Annotated in this window: 21 protein-coding genes and 1 pseudogene; 9 read left to right on the top strand and 13 right to left on the bottom strand. The window is 68.9% G+C overall.

Features of this window, described 5'->3' with window-relative positions; all coding sequences use genetic code 11:
• Positions 1–140 precede the first annotated feature (140 nt).
• On the bottom strand, positions 141–896 hold the full coding sequence (locus V2L32_RS10815; RefSeq protein ID WP_331236504.1) for an SDR family oxidoreductase: 756 nt from the start codon (positions 894–896) through the stop codon (positions 141–143).
• Between the two features lie 96 nt (positions 897–992).
• Here V2L32_RS10815 and V2L32_RS10810 point away from each other — a divergent pair, with 96 nt between their 5' ends.
• Complete coding sequence (locus V2L32_RS10810) at positions 993–1229, top strand: DUF7385 family protein (RefSeq protein WP_331236503.1); 237 nt, start codon at positions 993–995, stop codon at positions 1227–1229.
• On the opposite strand, the gene V2L32_RS10805 is transcribed toward V2L32_RS10810, so the two are convergent.
• Positions 1226–1399 carry a hypothetical protein gene (locus tag V2L32_RS10805; RefSeq protein WP_331236502.1) on the bottom strand — a complete coding sequence of 58 codons (174 nt, stop codon included), beginning with the start codon at positions 1397–1399 and terminating at the stop codon, positions 1226–1228. The two genes, V2L32_RS10810 and V2L32_RS10805, sit on opposite strands and share 4 nt — an antisense overlap.
• A gap of 126 nt (positions 1400–1525) precedes the next feature.
• On the opposite strand from V2L32_RS10805, the gene V2L32_RS10800 reads away from it, so the two are divergent.
• Positions 1526–2338, top strand: a complete 813-nt coding sequence (locus V2L32_RS10800; RefSeq protein WP_331236501.1) for an aldo/keto reductase — start codon at positions 1526–1528, stop codon at positions 2336–2338.
• Here V2L32_RS10800 and V2L32_RS10795 read toward each other — a convergent pair whose 3' ends face one another.
• Positions 2339–2893, bottom strand: a complete 555-nt coding sequence (locus tag V2L32_RS10795; protein ID WP_331236500.1) for an HVO_2922 family protein — start codon at positions 2891–2893, stop codon at positions 2339–2341.
• A gap of 98 nt (positions 2894–2991) precedes the next feature.
• Here V2L32_RS10795 and dinB point away from each other — a divergent pair, with 98 nt between their 5' ends.
• Together dinB and V2L32_RS10785 are read left to right on the top strand one after the other, a co-directional pair.
• Complete coding sequence (dinB, locus tag V2L32_RS10790) at positions 2992–4233, top strand: DNA polymerase IV (RefSeq protein ID WP_331236499.1); 1242 nt, start codon at positions 2992–2994, stop codon at positions 4231–4233.
• Between the two features lie 44 nt (positions 4234–4277).
• Complete coding sequence (locus tag V2L32_RS10785) at positions 4278–4877, top strand: GNAT family N-acetyltransferase (protein WP_331236498.1); 600 nt, start codon at positions 4278–4280, stop codon at positions 4875–4877.
• Between the two features lie 18 nt (positions 4878–4895).
• Here V2L32_RS10785 and V2L32_RS10780 read toward each other — a convergent pair whose 3' ends face one another.
• From V2L32_RS10780 to hisC, 6 genes are all read right to left on the bottom strand, one after another.
• Positions 4896–6146, bottom strand: a complete 1251-nt coding sequence (locus V2L32_RS10780) for a hypothetical protein (RefSeq protein ID WP_331236497.1) — start codon at positions 6144–6146, stop codon at positions 4896–4898.
• Positions 6147–6199: 53 nt separating this feature from the next.
• Positions 6200–6844: a triose-phosphate isomerase gene (gene tpiA, locus V2L32_RS10775; RefSeq protein WP_331236496.1), complete on the bottom strand. Its 645-nt coding sequence runs from the start codon at positions 6842–6844 to the stop codon at positions 6200–6202.
• Between the two features lie 126 nt (positions 6845–6970).
• A complete protein-coding gene (locus tag V2L32_RS10770; RefSeq protein ID WP_331236495.1) occupies positions 6971–7504 on the bottom strand; it encodes a multiprotein bridging factor aMBF1 in 534 nt (177 codons plus the stop codon).
• A gap of 40 nt (positions 7505–7544) precedes the next feature.
• Positions 7545–8153, bottom strand: a complete 609-nt coding sequence (locus V2L32_RS10765) for a CDP-alcohol phosphatidyltransferase family protein (protein WP_331236494.1) — start codon at positions 8151–8153, stop codon at positions 7545–7547.
• Positions 8150–8662, bottom strand: a complete 513-nt coding sequence (locus V2L32_RS10760; protein ID WP_331236493.1) for an adenylate kinase family protein — start codon at positions 8660–8662, stop codon at positions 8150–8152. The genes V2L32_RS10765 and V2L32_RS10760 overlap by 4 nt, the downstream gene beginning before the upstream one ends.
• On the bottom strand, positions 8659–9741 hold the full coding sequence (hisC, locus tag V2L32_RS10755) for a histidinol-phosphate transaminase (protein WP_331236492.1): 1083 nt from the start codon (positions 9739–9741) through the stop codon (positions 8659–8661). The genes V2L32_RS10760 and hisC overlap by 4 nt, the downstream gene beginning before the upstream one ends.
• Positions 9742–9969: 228 nt before the next feature.
• On the opposite strand from hisC, the gene V2L32_RS10750 reads away from it, so the two are divergent.
• Together V2L32_RS10750 and V2L32_RS10745 are read left to right on the top strand one after the other, a co-directional pair.
• Positions 9970–10632, top strand: coding sequence for a sensor domain-containing protein (locus V2L32_RS10750; protein ID WP_331236491.1), 663 nt, complete (start codon positions 9970–9972; stop codon positions 10630–10632).
• A 170-nt stretch (positions 10633–10802) separates the two neighbouring features.
• The gene (locus tag V2L32_RS10745) at positions 10803–11357 is read left to right on the top strand and encodes a hypothetical protein (RefSeq protein WP_331236490.1); all 555 of its coding nucleotides are present in this window, start codon (positions 10803–10805) and stop codon (positions 11355–11357) included.
• A gap of 2 nt (positions 11358–11359) precedes the next feature.
• On the opposite strand, the gene V2L32_RS10740 is transcribed toward V2L32_RS10745, so the two are convergent.
• The 3 genes and pseudogenes from V2L32_RS10740 to V2L32_RS10730 form a co-directional block, all read right to left on the bottom strand.
• Positions 11360–12535 carry a thiolase family protein gene (locus tag V2L32_RS10740; protein WP_331236489.1) on the bottom strand — a complete coding sequence of 392 codons (1176 nt, stop codon included), beginning with the start codon at positions 12533–12535 and terminating at the stop codon, positions 11360–11362.
• Positions 12536–12614: 79 nt separating this feature from the next.
• Positions 12615–13202 (bottom strand): DUF302 domain-containing protein, encoded by a 588-nt coding sequence (locus V2L32_RS10735; protein WP_331236488.1) that lies wholly within the window; start codon positions 13200–13202, stop codon positions 12615–12617.
• Positions 13203–13274: 72 nt separating this feature from the next.
• Positions 13275–14003, bottom strand: a pseudogene (locus V2L32_RS10730) (fumarylacetoacetate hydrolase family protein).
• A 100-nt stretch (positions 14004–14103) separates the two neighbouring features.
• Here V2L32_RS10730 and V2L32_RS10725 point away from each other — a divergent pair.
• The 3 genes from V2L32_RS10725 (at position 14104) to V2L32_RS10715 (ending at position 15864) form a co-directional block, all read left to right on the top strand.
• Positions 14104–14832, top strand: a complete 729-nt coding sequence (locus tag V2L32_RS10725) for a metal-dependent hydrolase (RefSeq protein WP_331236487.1) — start codon at positions 14104–14106, stop codon at positions 14830–14832.
• Between the two features lie 122 nt (positions 14833–14954).
• On the top strand, positions 14955–15350 hold the full coding sequence (locus V2L32_RS10720) for an OsmC family protein (RefSeq protein ID WP_331236486.1): 396 nt from the start codon (positions 14955–14957) through the stop codon (positions 15348–15350).
• A 40-nt stretch (positions 15351–15390) separates the two neighbouring features.
• Complete coding sequence (locus tag V2L32_RS10715; RefSeq protein WP_331236485.1) at positions 15391–15864, top strand: DUF5799 family protein; 474 nt, start codon at positions 15391–15393, stop codon at positions 15862–15864.
• Here the strand turns inward: V2L32_RS10715 and V2L32_RS10710 are convergent.
• Positions 15849–15992, bottom strand: coding sequence for a DUF7557 family protein (locus tag V2L32_RS10710; protein ID WP_331236484.1), 144 nt, complete (start codon positions 15990–15992; stop codon positions 15849–15851). The two genes, V2L32_RS10715 and V2L32_RS10710, sit on opposite strands and share 16 nt — an antisense overlap.
• Between the last annotated feature and the right edge of the window lie 54 nt (positions 15993–16046).

Genomic DNA, 16046 nt, shown 5'->3' with positions numbered 1-16046 from the left:
CGACGGGCCCCCTCGGTGCAGAACGGTCGAGGGTTCGTCGCGATCGATACGGACGTATCGGTAGTGTGAGAAGCCGTGCCGGTTCGTTCCCCCGAATCGAACCGGTGGTCCGGACGGCCCGCTCCGTCGGGCGCCGGAGTTCAGAACCCCGTGAACTTGTCGCGACGGTAGAGGTCGATCTCGGTCGCGGCGTTCGGCGACTCCTGGCGGGCGGCGAACGCGACCGCCTCGGCCACCTCTTCCGGTTCGGTCACCTCGCCGGGGGCGTAGCGGTCCTTCGAGACCTCCTCCCGGAACTCCTTGCCGAACTCGGTCCTGACCTCCGAAGGGTTCACGACCGAGACGCCGACACCCTCCTCGCCGACCTGTCCGGCGAGGCTCAGCGCGAACCCACGGGTCCACCACTTCGAGGCGGCGTAGACCGGGCTCGCGGGTCGCGGGAAGCGTCCCGCGAAGCTTCCGACGAAGATCAACACGCCCTCGCTCTCCCGGAGATGCGGGAGGGCTGCGCGGGCGGTGAAGAACATCCCGTCGATGTTGACGCCGGTGACCGTCCGGTACTGTTCGGTAGGCAGCTCCTCGACGCCGACGCCGGGCTCCGTGCCGGTCCCGGCGTTCGCCACGACGACGTCGAGCCGTCCGAACTCGGAGACGGTGCGCTCGACGAGCGCCTCGATCGCGGCCTCGTCGGTCACGTCGGCCGTGTGAACCAGCGTCTCGCTTTCGGTTTCCGTTTCGATCCCGTCGGCGATCTCGATCAGCCGGTCCTCGCGTCGGGCGCTCAGCACCACGTCCGCGCCGTCGCGTGCCAGCGCGCGTGCCGACTCCCGCCCGATACCCGCACTCGCGCCGGTCACGAGCACGACACGTCCGTCGAGTGGTCGATCGTCTCCCATGCGCTCGCCTCGACCGCGGGTGGCTTAAACGGTCGTGTCGGGGGTGAACCGTCGGAGTATGCGTAGACTTATCACGACCACCGACGGACGGTGCGCATGGAGGACGCGGACTACGAACGGCTCGTCTCCTCGTTGACCCCGCGCGGGAGCGCGAACGGCGTCAGAACGTATCAGAACACGGTCAGCGTCGCCTGTCCGGCCTGCGAAAGCCCGTTCGACGACCTCGTCGTCTGCGAGGAGGAGTACAACAGCCTCGAACTCAGCCTGATGCTCGACCTCTGCGTGACGACCCACGACGACGAGGTCCTCCTGTTCACGCACAAACAGGACTAGAGCCCGATCCACTTCTCGCGTTCGGGGAGCCCGCCGCAGGCGGCCATGAGGTAGTACGAGACGAGCGTCGAGCCCGCCGCCGCGATGGCGAGTTCGCCGTCGGTGTAGAACGACGCCGTCAGGGCGAGCGAGAGGGCTGCACAGGGGATCGAGAGGGTGGTCTGGAGCACGATCGGTGCCTCGTCAGAACTCGCTCGGGAGCGACCGAACGTATCCTTTTCGGCTCGCCGAACGTGACGCCGATCCTACTCGTTTCGGGTGTGCGTAACTATGTCTCTCATCCCCGTTCCGGTGGTATGGAGTACGTGGGGGTGGCGGGCGAGCGGGTGCCCTCGCTCGGCCTGGGGACGGCCGGGTTGACCGATCACGCCTGCGTCCGGACGGTCGACCGTGCGCTCTCGATGGGCTACCGCCACGTCGACGCCGCACAGGCAGCGGGCAACGAGCGCGAGATCGGTCGGGCGCTCGCCGCCTCGGGGGTCGACCGGGAGGCGTGTTTCCTCACGACGAAGCTTCACGCCGGCAACCACCGCTACGAGGACGTTCGCCGCTCGACGCGCGAGAGCATAGAGCGCCTCGGCGTCGAGTACCTCGACGTGCTCTCGATCCATCGCCCGAGCCTCACCGTCCCGCTCTCGGAGACGCTCCGGGCGATGGCCGAACTCAGGGAGGAGGGGCTGGTGCGACACCTCGGCGTCTGCAACTTCACCCGTGGCGCGCTCGAGCGCGCCCTGAAACTATCGCCCGCGCCGATCCTCACCGACCGCGTGCAGTACCACCCCTACAGCGTCCACGAGGAGCTGCTGTCGTTCTGCCGCGAGCGTGACGTCCTGCTCACCGCCAGCTGTCCGCTCACCGACGGCCGGGTGAGCGGAGACGAGCGCCTCGTCGCGATCGGGGAACGCTACGGGAAGACCCCCTCACAGGTCGCGCTCCGCTGGCTCCTCCAGCAGGGGATGGTCGTCGTCACGACCGCGGGAGAGGACCAACTCGCGGAGACGCTCGCGGTCTTCGACTTCCGCCTCGACGAGCGGGAGATGGCGGCCGTCCCCGCACCCTCGCTCGCCAGGACGAGCGCCGACTGGGTCCGCGGCCGGTTCTGGGCATGATCACTTCTCGACGACCGGCGCGCCCGGAGCGTTCGTCCGAACGCTCTCCAAGCCCTGTCTCGCCTTCGCCTTCCGGGAGTAGCCCTCCGCGCCGGTCGCGATCACGTTCCCGTTCCGGTGGACCATCCGCCAGCGCCACTCGCCGGCCCTGTCGACGAAGAGTTCGAACCGACCCTTGCTCTCGGGTTCGCCGGCCTCGTCGGGCTCGTCCTCCCCTTCCTCGCCCTCGGCGCTCCCGTCTCCTCCCTCCCGCTCGCCAAGCTCACGCGGCGGCATCGCCGTCACCCGCTCCGCGGGAACCGTCGGCTCCTCGGTCGACTCCGTCCACTCCAGTTCGAGCTCGAACTCGATTCCCTGTTCGTCCTCCTCGTGCCACTCGCGTTCGAGTTCGAGTTCGACGTCCAGCTCCGAGGCCGGCCGCACCGTCGCGGTCAGGTCGCCGACCGCTAACGTCACCGGCCCGTCGCCGTCGAGCTGTTCGGCGAGCGACCGGCAGAACACGGCCACCTCGCTCCTCGTCTGTCGGCCCTCGAACTCCAGGATCTCCTCGGACATAGCTACCGGGAGGGGCTCCGACGTTATTACCGTCCCCCTCCGGATCAGTTCCGCTCCGCTTTCAGAAGGCTAAGGCGCCCGGCCCTCGAACCCGGAGTATGGCGGGTGACGCGCGACTTCCCGGTGCGTCGACCGAGGAGCGCGCCGTCCGGATCGTGATCCACGCGGACGTGGACTGCTTCTACGCCGCCTGCGAGCGGCTTCGCGAACCCGCGCTCCGTGGCGAGCCGGTCGTGGTCGGGATGGGCTACGAGTCCGGCGAAACCCGCGGTGCGGTCGCGACGGCGAGCTACGAGGCGAGAGCCTACGGCGTCGAGAGCGCCCAGCCGATCACCGACGCGCTGGAGCGCCTGCCCAGAAAGGTCGAGGCCGCACGGGACCCGGACCTCGACGTCTCCGAGGCGGGCTTCTACCGACCGGTCGACATGGGGTACTACAAATCGGTGAGCGAGGAGATCAGGGCGCACCTCCGGGAGGCGGCCGACGTCTTCCGGGAGGTATCGATCGACGAGGCCTACCTCGACGTGAGCACACGGACCGACTGGGAGGGTGCGGAGGCCTTCGCCCGCGACCTGACCGAGCGGATCGCCGCCGACGTCGGGGTGACCGTGAGCGTCGGCGTCGCGCCGAACATGTCCACGGCGAAGGTCGCGAGCGACGCCGAGAAGCCCGACGGCTGCGTCGTCGTCCGGCCCGGGGAGGTCGAGGGTTTCCTCGCCCCGATCCCGATCGAGGAGCTCCACGGCGTCGGGCCGGTCACGGCCCGCAGCCTCCGGGATCGGGGGATCGAGACCGCGGGCGACCTGGCGAGCGCGGACGAGGCCGACCTGGCGAGCGAATTCGGCGAGCGCGGGCGCGACCTCCATCGACGGGCCCGCGGCGAGGACGACCGGGCCGTGACGCCCCGAGGACGGCCGAAGAGCCTCTCGCGCGAATCGGCGTTCGAGACGACCGAGGAGTACGGGTTCGTCGCCGAACGGGTGAGCGAACTGGCTGCGGCGGTCGCCGAGCGCACACGGAGCGAGGGAGCGATGTACCGGACGATCGGAATCAAGGTCGTCACGCCACCCTTCTCGGTGAACACCCGCGAGCGCTCGCTCTCGGGCCCGGTCGACGACCCGTCGCTCGTCGGGCAGGTCGCCCACGACCTGCTCTCGGAGTTCGAGGGCGAGCGCGTGCGGAAGGTCGGCGTCCGGGTCTCGAACCTCGAGTTCTCCGACGACGACCAGGCGAGCCTCGGCGCGTGGGGCGAGGAGAGCGCGAGGTCCGACGGGTCGAGCGAGGATCGATCGCCACCCTCCACGCCGGGGGGACAGGCGTCGCTCTCGGACTTCGAGTGAGCGGGGGAAGGTAACTTTTTCACGGGAGGGTGTGAGCCGAACCCATGACGGGCGACCTCTTTCCCGAACGGATCGAGACCGAGCGCCTCTCGCTCACGCGGCTCTCGCACGAACACGTCGACCTCTTCGCGTTCTACCGGATCTGCTCGGCGGACGAGGGGATCGAGGAGGTCACCCGATACATGCCGTGGGGGCCACACAGCACCGTAAAGGAGACCGCGGAGTTCGTCGACGGGTGCCAGAAACGGTGGGACGACGGCGAGGGGGCGACGTACGCGATCCGGCCGAAGGAGGGCGAGGAGGGAGACGGCGAGATAGCCGGCGCGTGCGGGCTGACCCTCGACTGGGACCGACGGAGCGCGGATCTCGGGCTCTGGCTCAGAAAGCGCTTCTGGGGCCGGGGCTACTCCGGCGAACGGGCGGCGGCGATGATCGACCTCGCGTTCGAGCGGCTCGACCTCGAACTCGTCTCGGTCACCCACCACGTCGAGAACGGGAAGTCGCGCTCGGCGATCGAGCGGTACGTCGAGGCCCACGGCGGGAAGCGGGAGGGTACGCTCAGGAACTGGGTGCCCTACGGCGAGGAGGTCGCCGACGAGGTGCGCTACTCGATCAGCCGGGAGGAGTACGAACGGACGGACTGACGGCCCGGAACCCACGGGTCAGACCGGGTCGAGCGGCTCGCGGAGCGCCCAGACGTCCGTCTCCGGGTCGAGCCTGCTCGGTTCCGCCCCCCGCTCGGTCAGGATCCCGGCGTGGTAGAACACCGCCTTCAGCTGGAACACCGTCGGCGAGTGATAGACGGAGCCCTCTGCGAGTTCGCCCGTCCGGAGCGAACCGTCCCGGTCGAGGACTCGACGCCGGACGTCGTCGCTTCCCCGGAGGAACAGCTCGACGGCGAACGTCGGGGACTGCTCGTGGAGCCACCGGACGACCGTTACGAGCGACGGCGCGGGGATCCCGTCCCCGTGCATCGCCTGTAGCTCCCCCACGAGCAGCGGCGTCGCCGGGTACTCCCAGACGACGCGTCTGGTGAGCAGCCCCCACTCAGGTGCGAGATCGCAGAACCGCGCCCGCGAGCGTTTCCAGTCCTCGAACGCCCCGAGCGCCTCGTCGATGGAGTCGTACCGCGAGAGCGCGAACCGGACGACCTCCTCCCCGAGCGGGGTGAGCGTCGTCCGATCGAACCGCTCCTCGATCAGCCCCAGGAACGCCGCACCTCGACGGGCGCCGTCGGTCGCCCTCACCACTCGATCCGCCAGCACCTCCGCGGTGTCCTCACGGTGGGCAAGCGCGAGCGGGTACGCGAGGTAGTTCTTCGGGTGGTTCAGGCCGAACGACCGGTCGGCGACGCCCTGTGCGGTCGCCTGGAACCGGATCGCGCTCGCGTCGTCGGAGGAGTGGTTACCGACGACGCGCGGGCGTTCGAGCGGTTCGACGGTCCCACCCGGGTCGACGGCGAGTACCCCCACGTTGAGTTCGCGGGCGAGGGTTCGCGTCGACCGGGAGACGGCGGACGCGGGTGCGGCGACGTAGGCCGCGTTCGCCTCGTGCAGCCTGTCGTACGCCTGGACGACACCGCGTTCGACGTCCACCGTACCGGTTCCGGTGTGTCCCTTCGCCTCGACCGCGATCAGCGGCGGGTCGTCGCCGAAGCGCTCGACCGTCAGGAGCTCGGAGTCGAGGTGGCGGACGCCGACCAGGTCCGGGTAGCCCGAGCCGAGCCGGACGTGGTTGAACGGCGAGAGCCGCTCCCGGACGTGGCCCGGAATCGGGCGTCCGGGGAGCCACTCGTCGGCCGAGAACTGCGTGTCGACGACGGCGTACGTCCCGGGCTCGGTCGCCTCCGGGAAGAGTCGGCGCTTGGTGTGAGCGAGAACTGTGGGCTCTGCCAGCGCCGCTTCCCCGGCCATGTCCCGCAGTCTCACGCCGGAGCCATGAAGCTTCCTGCGACGGCCGATCCCCGTTACAGGTCGGCGACGAGGTCAGAGAGCGCCTCGCTCGGATCATCTGCCTTCGCGACGCCGCTCGCGAGCAGCACGCCCGACGCGCCGAGGTCGCGGGCGGCAACGACGTCGTCGCCGGTCGAGATTCCCGCGCCACAGAGCACGTCGACCCCCTCGTCGACGGCGGCCGCGGCCTCGACCGAGTCCGTGACGACGTCGGGATCGGCCGTGCTGACGGGCGTGCCGGTGCCGATCAGCTCCGGCGGCTCGACCGCGACCGCGTCGGGCGAGAGTGCGGCGGCCGCCGCGGTCTGGGCCGGGTTGTTCGCACAGACGACCGTCTCCAGGCCGACCCGCTCGGCCGCCTCGATCCCGCCGTCGACGTCCGCGAGCTTCAGGCGGTTCTCGGAGTGGTTGAGCAGCGTCCCGATCGCGCCCGCCTCGGCCGCGGCCTCGGCCAGCGCGCTCCCGGTGTGACTGCCGTGGGAGTTCGAATCGACGTGCTGTGCCCAGGTCTCGACGCCGGTGTCGGCGACGCGGGAGAGCGCCGCGGTCTGTGGCGCGACCGCGATTCTGGTCTCCGTCTCCTCGGCGACGTCGCGGGCGGCCTCGGCGATGGCTACCGGATCGCAGTCGTACGCCTTCAGGTTGACGAGAACGAACATCGATCCGAGAGCCGTGCGCCGGCGACTAATCGGTTTCGAGAGCCCGTACGGACTGCCGTAGTCCGTACCGGTCGGACCGGCACCCGTCGCTCGGTCCGAGCGCTACACGGGTACAGCGAGTCCGTATCAGTCCTTTCGGGTGACGACGTCGCCCAGCGTGTAGCTCCCGGTGGAGGAGCCGCCCTCCCACTCGGTCTCCTCGCTCGAGCCGCCCTCGACGAGCGAGATCTCGAGCGAGCGTTCGAGTTTCCGCTGGACCTCGTCGCTCGGGAGCATGTCACCGCGTTCGAGTTTGCGGATCAGGCTCGCCTTCTCGTTGAGCTGTTTCGCGAGCTCTTCCTGGCTGAGCGAGCGCGACTCGCGCGCCTCCCTGATCCGCTGGTCGTAGTCCGCCGCGAGCTCCTCCATCTCGTCGAACATGTCGCGCCGTCGGCGCGTGGAGCCCCCCGCCTGGCCGCTCCCGGTCGATGAGGACGACGACCCAGACGCGGTCCCCGACTCCGACGACGTCGAGTACTTCGACGTCGCCGAACTCGAGGACGCCTGACGCACCTCCGTCCCGAAGTCCGTACACTCGCTACAGACGTCGAGCTCTGCGCCCTCGATCTTCACGGTCGTCGGAGACTGCGTGTCCGCGCCGCACATCTCGCATTGGACCATATCCGAGGTAGACGCGCTGCCCGTATAAAACGTCTGCCGGTCAGCGGAGCGCCAGGAGCGCGTAGTAAAATCGCTGGAGCGCGGTCAGGTGGCCGACGACCGCGAACAGCACGAGCAGCCAGCCGACGAGCGTGAGCGGGCCGAGGCTCCCTGGGAAGAACGTCGCGAGCGCGGTCACCGCCCCGACGAGCGCGAGTCGGTCCGCTCGTCCTAACAGACCGCCGTAGACCCGGTCGAGGCCGACCGCCTGCGCCTGCGTCCCGAGGTACGAGGTCATGAGCACGCCCGTCACCGCCGCCAGCCCGAGGCCGTACGCCCCGAGACCGGCGGCGAGGCCCGCGACGATCACGATGTCGGCGTAGCGGTCGAGCACGTGGTCGAGGAGGTCGCCCGCGGTGGACGCGATCCCCTGTCGGCGCGCGAGTGCCCCGTCGAGCACGTCGAGCCAGCCGTTGCCGAGGACCAACAGCGCCCCCACGAGGTACCACGTCGGGTTCCCGCCCGCGAGGTAGAACGCGATGGCGGCGAAACACGCCAGCGCGAACGCGATGACGCTCACGTCGTCCGGGCCGAGGCCGATGCGATCCGCCACGCCGACGAACGGGTCGAGCGCCCGCTCGAGGTGCGGTCGGAACTGATCGAGCGTCATACGAACGCCCCGTAGTCGACCTCGCCGGCGCTCGGCTCGCGCTCGCCCGCGAGCACCCGTTCTACCTCCCGAGCGACCGACTCGGGGGCGCTCTCGGTCGTGTCGATCTCGTAGACGTTCTCGATCCCGACCCCGCTCACCGCCTCCGAGAGCACCAGGTCGAGCGCCTCCGCCTCCGCGTTCTCGCTCGCTTTCCCAGCGGACCCCCCGCGCTCTCTGAGTCGGCTCTCCAGGAGGTCCGGCCGACACCGGAGCACGATTACGGTACCGGGATCGAGGTGGTGAGAGAGGTGTGACTCCACGAGCGATCCCTCGACCTCGCGCTCGTCGAGCCAGTCGGAGAGCGCGTCGAGGTCCGCCACGAGGCTCCCTCTCCCCTCGTCGACCTCGGTGTAGAGACCTTCCTCGCGGATCACGTCGTTCGCGTGGACCACCTCGAGGTCGGTCTCCACGAACGAGACCGCCGTCGTCTTCCCCGTCCCCGGAGTGCCGGTGACGGCGACTCTCACGCGGGGACCTCCGCGAGCACGTCGTTCACGGCCTCGACCGCGCGCTCGGTCTCCTCTTCGGTCCCGCAGGTGATCCTGATGCAGGCGGGCAGCCCGAAGCTCGTACAGTCCCGGACGATGATCCCCCGGCGCTGGAGCTCGTCGGCGATCGCGCTCGCGTCGCCGACCTCACAGAGCACGAAGTTCCCCTCGCTCTCCCAGGTCGGCGCGTCGAGGCCCTCGTACATGTACTCCCGGCTCTCGGTCGCGATCTCGACCGAGCGCTCGACGTGCTCCCGATCGTCGAGCGCGGCGAGACCCGCCCGGCAGGCGAGCGCGCTCGCGGCGAACGGCGTGTTCACTTTCGCGTAGGCGTCGGCCCAGGCACCTGGAACGACGGCGTAGCCCAGCCGGAGCCCAGCGAGCCCGTAGGCCTTCGAGAAGGTACGAAGGACGGCGACGTCGTCGCGATCCCCGAGCAGCGAGACGGCGCTCTCTCTCACACTGAACTCGCCGTAGGCCTCGTCGACGAGCACCAGCGTTTCTTCCCCAGTTCCGTCGGCGAGTGCCTCGATCTCGGGGAGGGAGATCGTCGAGCCGCTCGGGTTGTGCGGGCTCGTGAGGTGGACGATCCGTTCGCCGTCGTAGCCCTCGAGCACTGCGTCGGCGGTCTGTGCGAAGTCGTCGGCCTTCGAGATCGGGTAGCTCGCGACTGTGCCGTGGTGAAACCGGGCGCTCATCGCGTAGTAGGCGAAGCCGGGTTCCGAAACAAGCACGCGGTCACCCGGATCGAGTAGCGCACGGGCGAGGTAGTCGAGCGCGCCGTCGCCGCCGTTGGCGAGCCAGATCTGCTCGGGGGCGACGCTCCAGCGATCGGCGATCTCCTCTCTCAGGTCGACCGCCGAACTCTTCGGGTAGGTGTGGACGCGGTCGGCGTGTGTGCGGATCGCCTCGACCGCCTTCGGGCTCGGGCCGAGCGGGTTCTCGTTCGAGGAGAGCTTCACGAGCGAGTCGGGATCGAGGCCGAGTTCCCGGGCCACCTCCTCGATCCCGCGCCCGGCGACGTACGCCGAGTGCGAGGACAGGTCCCGTGGGTGCATGTCGGTTCGGACGGAAGGTGCGCCCTTAAGCGTGCACATACGCGTCCGGTCGGGCTTCCCCGCCCGATCGACGCGCTCTGCGAGCCGACTTTCCCGGCCTGAACACGGACGGAAGCCTAATACTGTCGGCTGTAACTGTGTGAAGATTCTCGGCACCACGGGGGCGCGATAATCTTGAACGACTTACAGCCGACAGTATAAGTACGGAGCGGTGACTGCTCCCGAGCGATGACCGGTCAGAGCCACCGAACTGGCGCATCGACGGGGATCGTAGCGAGCGTCGTCGGCCCGCTGCTCCGGCGACGGACCTACCTCGCCCTGCTCTACCTCCTGCTCGCGCTCCCGATCGGTTTCGTCTACTCGATGGCGCTCGGGTTCGGGCTCGTCATCGGGCTGGCATTCTCGATCCTCGTCGTCGGGCTCGGAATCATGCTCGCGACGGTGCTCGCGTGCCGGCTCGCCGGTCGGTTCGAGTACGTGCTCGCGGAGTCGCTGCTCGGCGTCGAGATGGAACGCCCGGTGTCACCCGAGGGAGGCGACGGCCTTATCAGAACGCTCCGGAGCTACCTCGACGACGGCTTCACCTGGCGGGCGCTCGCGTTCGTCTCGATGAAGCTCTGGGTTGGCCTGCTCGGGCTCGCGCTCAGCAGCGCGCTCTCGATGGCCACGGCGGTCGCCAGGCTCCCCCACACGGTCGAGTTCGGCGAGGTGAACGGCGAGCCGGTCGTCTGGACGATCGGGACGCTCCCCGAGGGCGCGCTCGCCTCGCTGGTCGGTCTGGGTCTGCTCGTGTTGCTCGCGCACCTGATCGCCGCGTTCGGCTACGTCGCCGGGCGGATGGCGGTCCACCTGCTCGGTGACCCGGCGAGCGACCACCGGAACCCGTCGTAGGGGCCCACCGCGTGCTCGGACTCTCGCCTCGGAAGCGGACCGCGGACGAACGCCGGATCCGAGAGCGGAGTCGTCGCTCACCCGCCCCGATCGTTCCGTGGGGATACCCGATCTGTTGCTCGGATTCTGACAACAGTTAAGTCGGGTGGTAGATAACTCTCGAACGAGCGATGGCCCGGAGCCGGTCACCCAGCTACGAACCCCAGCGCTTCGAGACGCGCCACGGCGAGTGCGTCATCGAAGACGGGGTGATCCGGGTGGAGGAGGGCCCGAAGGCGACGCTTTCCCGGGTGCGCGTCGGCCTCGGGGAGTTCGACCTCGAAGTGCTCGGAAAGCCGATGATGGTTCTGCTCTTTCTCTTCGGGATGGGATCGACGCTCTGGAGTCTGGTCTCCTCGCTATCGGAGGGGTTCTGGCTGACCGCGTTCTCGCTGCTCGTTGTCGCCGGGGTTCTCCTGCAGGGCGGTGCCTGGGCGAAACGGCGGTTCGTCGACCCCTCGGAGATCCGTTGCAGCGAGGTCGAGTCGGTGACTTGGGTCGACGACCGGACGATCGAGATCGGGTACAAGGACGGCCCCGAACGCGTGACTCACGAGATCGATCTCCCCTACTGGAACCCCGAGAGGAAACGGCGGGCGGCCACGGAGGCGTTCGAGCGGAAGGGCTTCGACGTCGAACGCGCGGATCGAGAGAGGTGGTTCGACAGGGTGGTCGGGTTCGGGTAGGGCTACCGCCGCCAGAGCGACATGATCGCCCCGCCACCGCCGACGCTCATCCCCATCACGCCGTACTCCAGGTCCTCCTGTCGGAGCTGGTGGGCGAGCGACGCGGCGAGCATCCCCCCGGACGCGCCAATCGGGTGACCGTAGGCGACCGCACCACCCCGGGGGTTCATCCGCTCGCGCGGGATCCCGAGCCGTTCCATCGCGTAGACCGACTGCGCCGCGAACGCCTCGTTCACCCAGAACGCGTCTACGTCCTCGACGGAGAGGTCGTTCGCGGCGAGCAGCGTCTCGATGACGTCGCCGACGGCCTCGTTGAACTCGTCGGGCTCCCGGTAGGCGGTCGCGTAGTCGACGAGGTGGGCCATCGGTTCCAGGCCGACCTCCTCGGCCGCCTCACTCTCGGCGAGTAGGACCACGCCGGCGCCATCCGAGAGCTTCGACGCGTTCGCCGGCGTGATCGTCCCCTCCTCGCGGAACGCCGGCGAGAGCGCCGCGAGGTCCTCCATCGTCGACTCCGGGCGAGCGCCCTCGTCCCGGTCGACCGTCTCTCCGCCCACTTCGACCGGGACGCACTCCTCGTCGTAGAGCCCGTCGTCGATCGCCTCGGCAGCCCGTCGGTGGCTCTCGAGCGCGTAGCGGTCCTGACGCTCCCTGGAAAGGTCGTACTCCCCTCCCTCGCGATCGACCAGCCGTTCGGTGATCTCGCCCATGTGGACGTCGAGGTTCACGTCCCAGAGCGCGTCGAGGATCATCGAGTCCTCTGCCGTGACGTGACCGTGGCGTCGTCCGGTCCGGTAGCCGGGCAGGATCCAGGGCGCGTTCGTCATCGACTCGAACCCGCCGGCGACGGCGAACTCGGCCCGACCGGCGGCGATCCGATCGGCGGCGAGCGCGATCGCGCGCAGCCCCGAGCCCGAGGCCTCGTTGATGGTCGTCACCGGCACTTCGTTCGGCAGGCCCGATTCGACGACGACCTGTCTCGCTGGCACCTGCCCGATGCCGGCCTGGATCGCGTTGCCCAGCCCGACCCAGTCGATCCGGTGGGGGCCGAGGTCGGTTCGCTCCAGAAGGCCGTCGAGCGCCGTCCGGCCGAGTTCGATCGCGGAGACGTCCGTGAGCGAGCCGAGCAGCGTTCCGTGTGGCGTCCTGGCTCCGTCGACGAGTACGACCTGGGTCATACTACACCCTCGACGCGCACCGACGAGTAGGTACCGCCGGGGTGCTCGCCCGTTTCCCGGACCACGCTCCGATCGCGCGCTACTCGCCCGCGCCCGCGGCGGCGAACCCCGCGAGCGCCTCGTTCATCGCCTCGATCTCCGGCACCTCGTGGCGGGCGACGAGGACCTCCAGCGGGTCGTTGTACGTGACCCGTACCTCCCCGTGCTCGTCACACCAGACGAGCAGCTTCTGGGGCAGATCGATCCCCGCGGTCTGGCTCTCCTGCATCACCGGCGTCCCGAGTTCGGGCGCACCGGAGAGGATCAGCGTCGTCTCCCGAAGCTCCTCGCCCACCGTCTCCGCGTTCGCCGCGTGGTCGATCGTCGCGACCAGCTGGGGTGGCCCGTCCTCGATCGCCGCCTCGATCCGTTCGACCGTTCCCGCGACCGTCTCGCCGCCATCGACGGTCACCAGTCCGGCTCCGCGCTCGATCCCGGCCCCTTCCGGGTCGGATCCCGCTTCCTCGTCGCCCTCTGGCTCACCTTCGTCGTCCCCGTGTTCCGTGTCGTCTTCCTCGTGCTCGTCGCCGGAGACCTGTCCGAACCCCGCGAGTCCGGCGATCGCTCCCGCCGTCGCTCCGGCGATCTTCAGCACGGTCCGCCGGCCGTCGTCGGTGGTACGCGTCATGGACACCGGACGATGTGAACGCTGTTACAAGTAGCTACCGCGGTCGTGCATCGTCGAGTGGACCGCCGCGGCTCACTCGCGAACGCCGTGTTCGAGCACGCCCACACCCTCGATCTCGACCTCGACTCGGTCGCCGTCCGAGAGTGGGTCACGCCCTCGGGCGTCCCCGTCGCGATCACGTCGCCGGCCTCAAGCGTCACGTACGTCGTGATCTCCTCGATGAGTTCGGGTACCGAGAAGTACATCAGGTCGATCGTCGACTCCTGGCGAACGTCGCCGTTCACCCGGAGGCTGATCGCGGCGTCTTCCGGTAGTTCGTCGGGCGTCGCGAGCACCGGCCCGATCGGTGCCGCCCCGTCGAACGCCTTCCCGCGGATCCAGTTCTGCTCCTCGCGCTGGTCGTCGCGGTTCGAGACGTCGTTCAGGCAGGTGTAGCCCGCGATCACGTCCTCGGCCTCATCGGCGGGGACGTTTCTGCACTGCTCGCCGATCACGACCGCGAGTTCGGCCTCGTGGTCGACACGCTCTTTCCCCGCGGGGAGCGTGATCGTATCGCCGTGGGCGGCGAGCGTGTTCGGCCCCTTCAGAAAGAGCAACGGCCGGTCGGGTACCTCGTTGTCGAGTTCGGCCGCGTGGGCGGCGTAGTTTCGGCCGACACAGACGATCTTCGTAGGTTCACACGGTGGGAGAAACCGAACCTCGCTCTCGTCGTAGCGATCGCCGCCGAAGTGGACCTCGCCCTCTCGGTACTTCCCCCCGTCTCACCGCTCCCGCCGGATCGCGGAACCTCGCGTAGTGCATACCCCAGCCTCCCGCGGGACGGGAAAGAGCGTTGAGACACCGACAGGGTTCGTCGTCCCGCCTGGTTTTAACTCGTTCTCCCCCGAACCGGGAGACGACCATGGAGCTCACTTGGCACGGCCACTCGACGTGGCACGTCTCGGTCGGCGGGACCGACCTGCTGATCGACCCGTTCTTCGACAACCCGAAGACCGACCTCGAACCCGGAGAGATAGACACCCCGGACTACGTGCTGCTCACCCACGGCCACGCCGACCACATCGCCCACGCGGGGGAGTTCTCCGAGGCGACGCTGGTCGCGACGCCCGAACTCGTCTCTTACTGCGAGGAGGAGTTCGGCTTCGAGGAGGCCGTCGGCGGGATGGGGATGAACATCGGCGGCACGGTCGAGTGCGGCGACGCCTACGTGACGATGCACCGCGCCGATCACACGAACGGCATCATGACCGAGTACGACGCAAGCGCGGGGATGCCCGCTGGCTACGTGATCAGCGACACGAAGCCGACGCAGGTCGCCGACGAGGACTCGACCAGCTTCTACCACGCCGGCGACACCGGGCTGATGACCGAGATGCGCGAGGTGATCGGCCCGTACCTGGAACCCGACGCCGCGGCGCTGCCGGTCGGTGACCACTTCACGATGGGGCCGTGGCAGGCGGCGATCGCGGCGGACTGGCTCGGCGTCGATCACGTCTTCCCGATGCACTACGACACGTTCCCGCCGATCGAGATCAGTACGGAAGCGTTCGAGAACGAGGTCGCGGCGAGCGGGGCCGACTGCGAGGTCCACGTCCTCGCGGGCGACGAGTCGGTCGATCTCGAGGCGTGAGGCGATCGGCGCACGCCCCCGGATCGATCGAGCGCGTCCGTCCTTTCGGAGCTGTTCGTCACTCGACCGAACCGGCCGAGAGAACAACGTTTACACCGACGGCGGTCCTCTGACCGGACGCCATGTCGAAACAGGTAACCACCGTCTCCGAGGAAGGGTTCAGCTCGACGAACGAGATCCGCGACTTCGAGACGACGATCGACCCGAACGGTGAGGAGGGAGCCGACACGCTCGAGAGCCTGCTCGCCGCCTACGCCTCCTGCTACGTCCCGGCGCTGCGCGTCGGGGCTCGACAGCGCGACGCCGACGACCTCGGTCGGATCGAGATCGGGTCGATGGGCGAGCTCAACGACGACGACAAACTCGACTCCATCCGCTTCGACATCCGTGTCGAGGGGGACATCGACGACGAGACGGGGGAGAAGGTCATCGAGCGGGCGTTCGAGCTCTGTAAGGTCCACGACGCGCTCAAGGAGAGTCTGCACGCCGAGACGTCGTTCGAGGGCAACGCGTTCTAGGACGGGAACGGCTTTTTTCTCCGAGCGCCGAACGGGAGCTATGAGCAGACCGCAGTGGATGGACCGGATCGTCGGCGAGCGGATGGCGACCGACCGAGAGTTCGCCGAACGGGTGCAGAACTCGGGGTTCTCCTCCCAGCAGTGGGGGCTGATCATGACCGCCGCCGAGTTCGAGATCGAGGAGCCGGAGCTGCCGGCGAAAGCAGAGCTCTCGGCCGACGCGAGCAAGGTGCCACAGATCATGCCCGAACTCGATCGGATCGAGAAGCAGATGGCCGCCGGCGGGGCGATCGAGGGTGACGACGGCAGCGGCGGCGGTGGACTGCTCTCGTCGATCAAGGGCGCGCTCGGCCTCGGCGGGAGCGACGGGGATGTCGACGCGGATCGCCTCGCGGAGGCGGAAACCCTCCTCGACGACTACGCGGCGGCGCTCCAGACACGACTCGAAGAGGGCGGGCGCTGGGTGCGGATCTGCGAGATGGCGGCCGAGGAGACCGATCAGCCGCCGGAGTGAAAGAGCGTCCGCTCGCTCGCCTCGTAGATGTTGATCAGCTCGGTCACGAGTTCGTCGTAGGACTCCTCTTCCTCCCTGAGCGTGTCGAGCCGTTCGATCGTCTCCTCCGAGAGTTCGACCTGAACCATACCCTCACCTCGCCGTCGGGCGTTGTAAGTGTTGGCCGTGTCGGTCGCTGCCCG

It is taken from the genome of Halalkalicoccus sp. CGA53 (genome assembly GCF_036429475.1).
Lineage (GTDB): Archaea > Halobacteriota > Halobacteria > Halobacteriales > Halalkalicoccaceae > Natronorarus > Natronorarus salvus.
The sequence above is the reverse complement of the archived record's forward strand: the minus strand, read 5'-3'. Positions and strand labels throughout refer to the sequence as shown.

Excerpts from the sequence above, each read along its gene's own strand:
- V2L32_RS10815 (WP_331236504.1), bottom strand. The coding sequence starts at position 896 with ATGGGAGACGATCGACCACTCGACGGACGTGTCGTGCTCGTGACCGGC.
- V2L32_RS10810 (WP_331236503.1), top strand. The coding sequence starts at position 993 with ATGGAGGACGCGGACTACGAACGGCTCGTCTCCTCGTTGACCCCGCGC.
- V2L32_RS10800 (WP_331236501.1), top strand. The coding sequence starts at position 1,526 with ATGGAGTACGTGGGGGTGGCGGGCGAGCGGGTGCCCTCGCTCGGCCTG.
- V2L32_RS10795 (WP_331236500.1), bottom strand. The coding sequence starts at position 2,893 with ATGTCCGAGGAGATCCTGGAGTTCGAGGGCCGACAGACGAGGAGCGAG.
- dinB (WP_331236499.1), top strand. The coding sequence starts at position 2,992 with ATGGCGGGTGACGCGCGACTTCCCGGTGCGTCGACCGAGGAGCGCGCC.
- V2L32_RS10785 (WP_331236498.1), top strand. The coding sequence starts at position 4,278 with ATGACGGGCGACCTCTTTCCCGAACGGATCGAGACCGAGCGCCTCTCG.
- V2L32_RS10780 (WP_331236497.1), bottom strand. The coding sequence starts at position 6,146 with ATGGCCGGGGAAGCGGCGCTGGCAGAGCCCACAGTTCTCGCTCACACC.
- tpiA (WP_331236496.1), bottom strand. The coding sequence starts at position 6,844 with ATGTTCGTTCTCGTCAACCTGAAGGCGTACGACTGCGATCCGGTAGCC.
- V2L32_RS10770 (WP_331236495.1), bottom strand. The coding sequence starts at position 7,504 with ATGGTCCAATGCGAGATGTGCGGCGCGGACACGCAGTCTCCGACGACC.
- V2L32_RS10765 (WP_331236494.1), bottom strand. The coding sequence starts at position 8,153 with ATGACGCTCGATCAGTTCCGACCGCACCTCGAGCGGGCGCTCGACCCG.
- hisC (WP_331236492.1), bottom strand. The coding sequence starts at position 9,741 with ATGCACCCACGGGACCTGTCCTCGCACTCGGCGTACGTCGCCGGGCGC.
- V2L32_RS10750 (WP_331236491.1), top strand. The coding sequence starts at position 9,970 with ATGACCGGTCAGAGCCACCGAACTGGCGCATCGACGGGGATCGTAGCG.
- V2L32_RS10745 (WP_331236490.1), top strand. The coding sequence starts at position 10,803 with ATGGCCCGGAGCCGGTCACCCAGCTACGAACCCCAGCGCTTCGAGACG.
- V2L32_RS10740 (WP_331236489.1), bottom strand. The coding sequence starts at position 12,535 with ATGACCCAGGTCGTACTCGTCGACGGAGCCAGGACGCCACACGGAACG.
- V2L32_RS10735 (WP_331236488.1), bottom strand. The coding sequence starts at position 13,202 with ATGACGCGTACCACCGACGACGGCCGGCGGACCGTGCTGAAGATCGCC.
- V2L32_RS10725 (WP_331236487.1), top strand. The coding sequence starts at position 14,104 with ATGGAGCTCACTTGGCACGGCCACTCGACGTGGCACGTCTCGGTCGGC.
- V2L32_RS10720 (WP_331236486.1), top strand. The coding sequence starts at position 14,955 with ATGTCGAAACAGGTAACCACCGTCTCCGAGGAAGGGTTCAGCTCGACG.
- V2L32_RS10715 (WP_331236485.1), top strand. The coding sequence starts at position 15,391 with ATGAGCAGACCGCAGTGGATGGACCGGATCGTCGGCGAGCGGATGGCG.
- V2L32_RS10710 (WP_331236484.1), bottom strand. The coding sequence starts at position 15,992 with ATGGTTCAGGTCGAACTCTCGGAGGAGACGATCGAACGGCTCGACACG.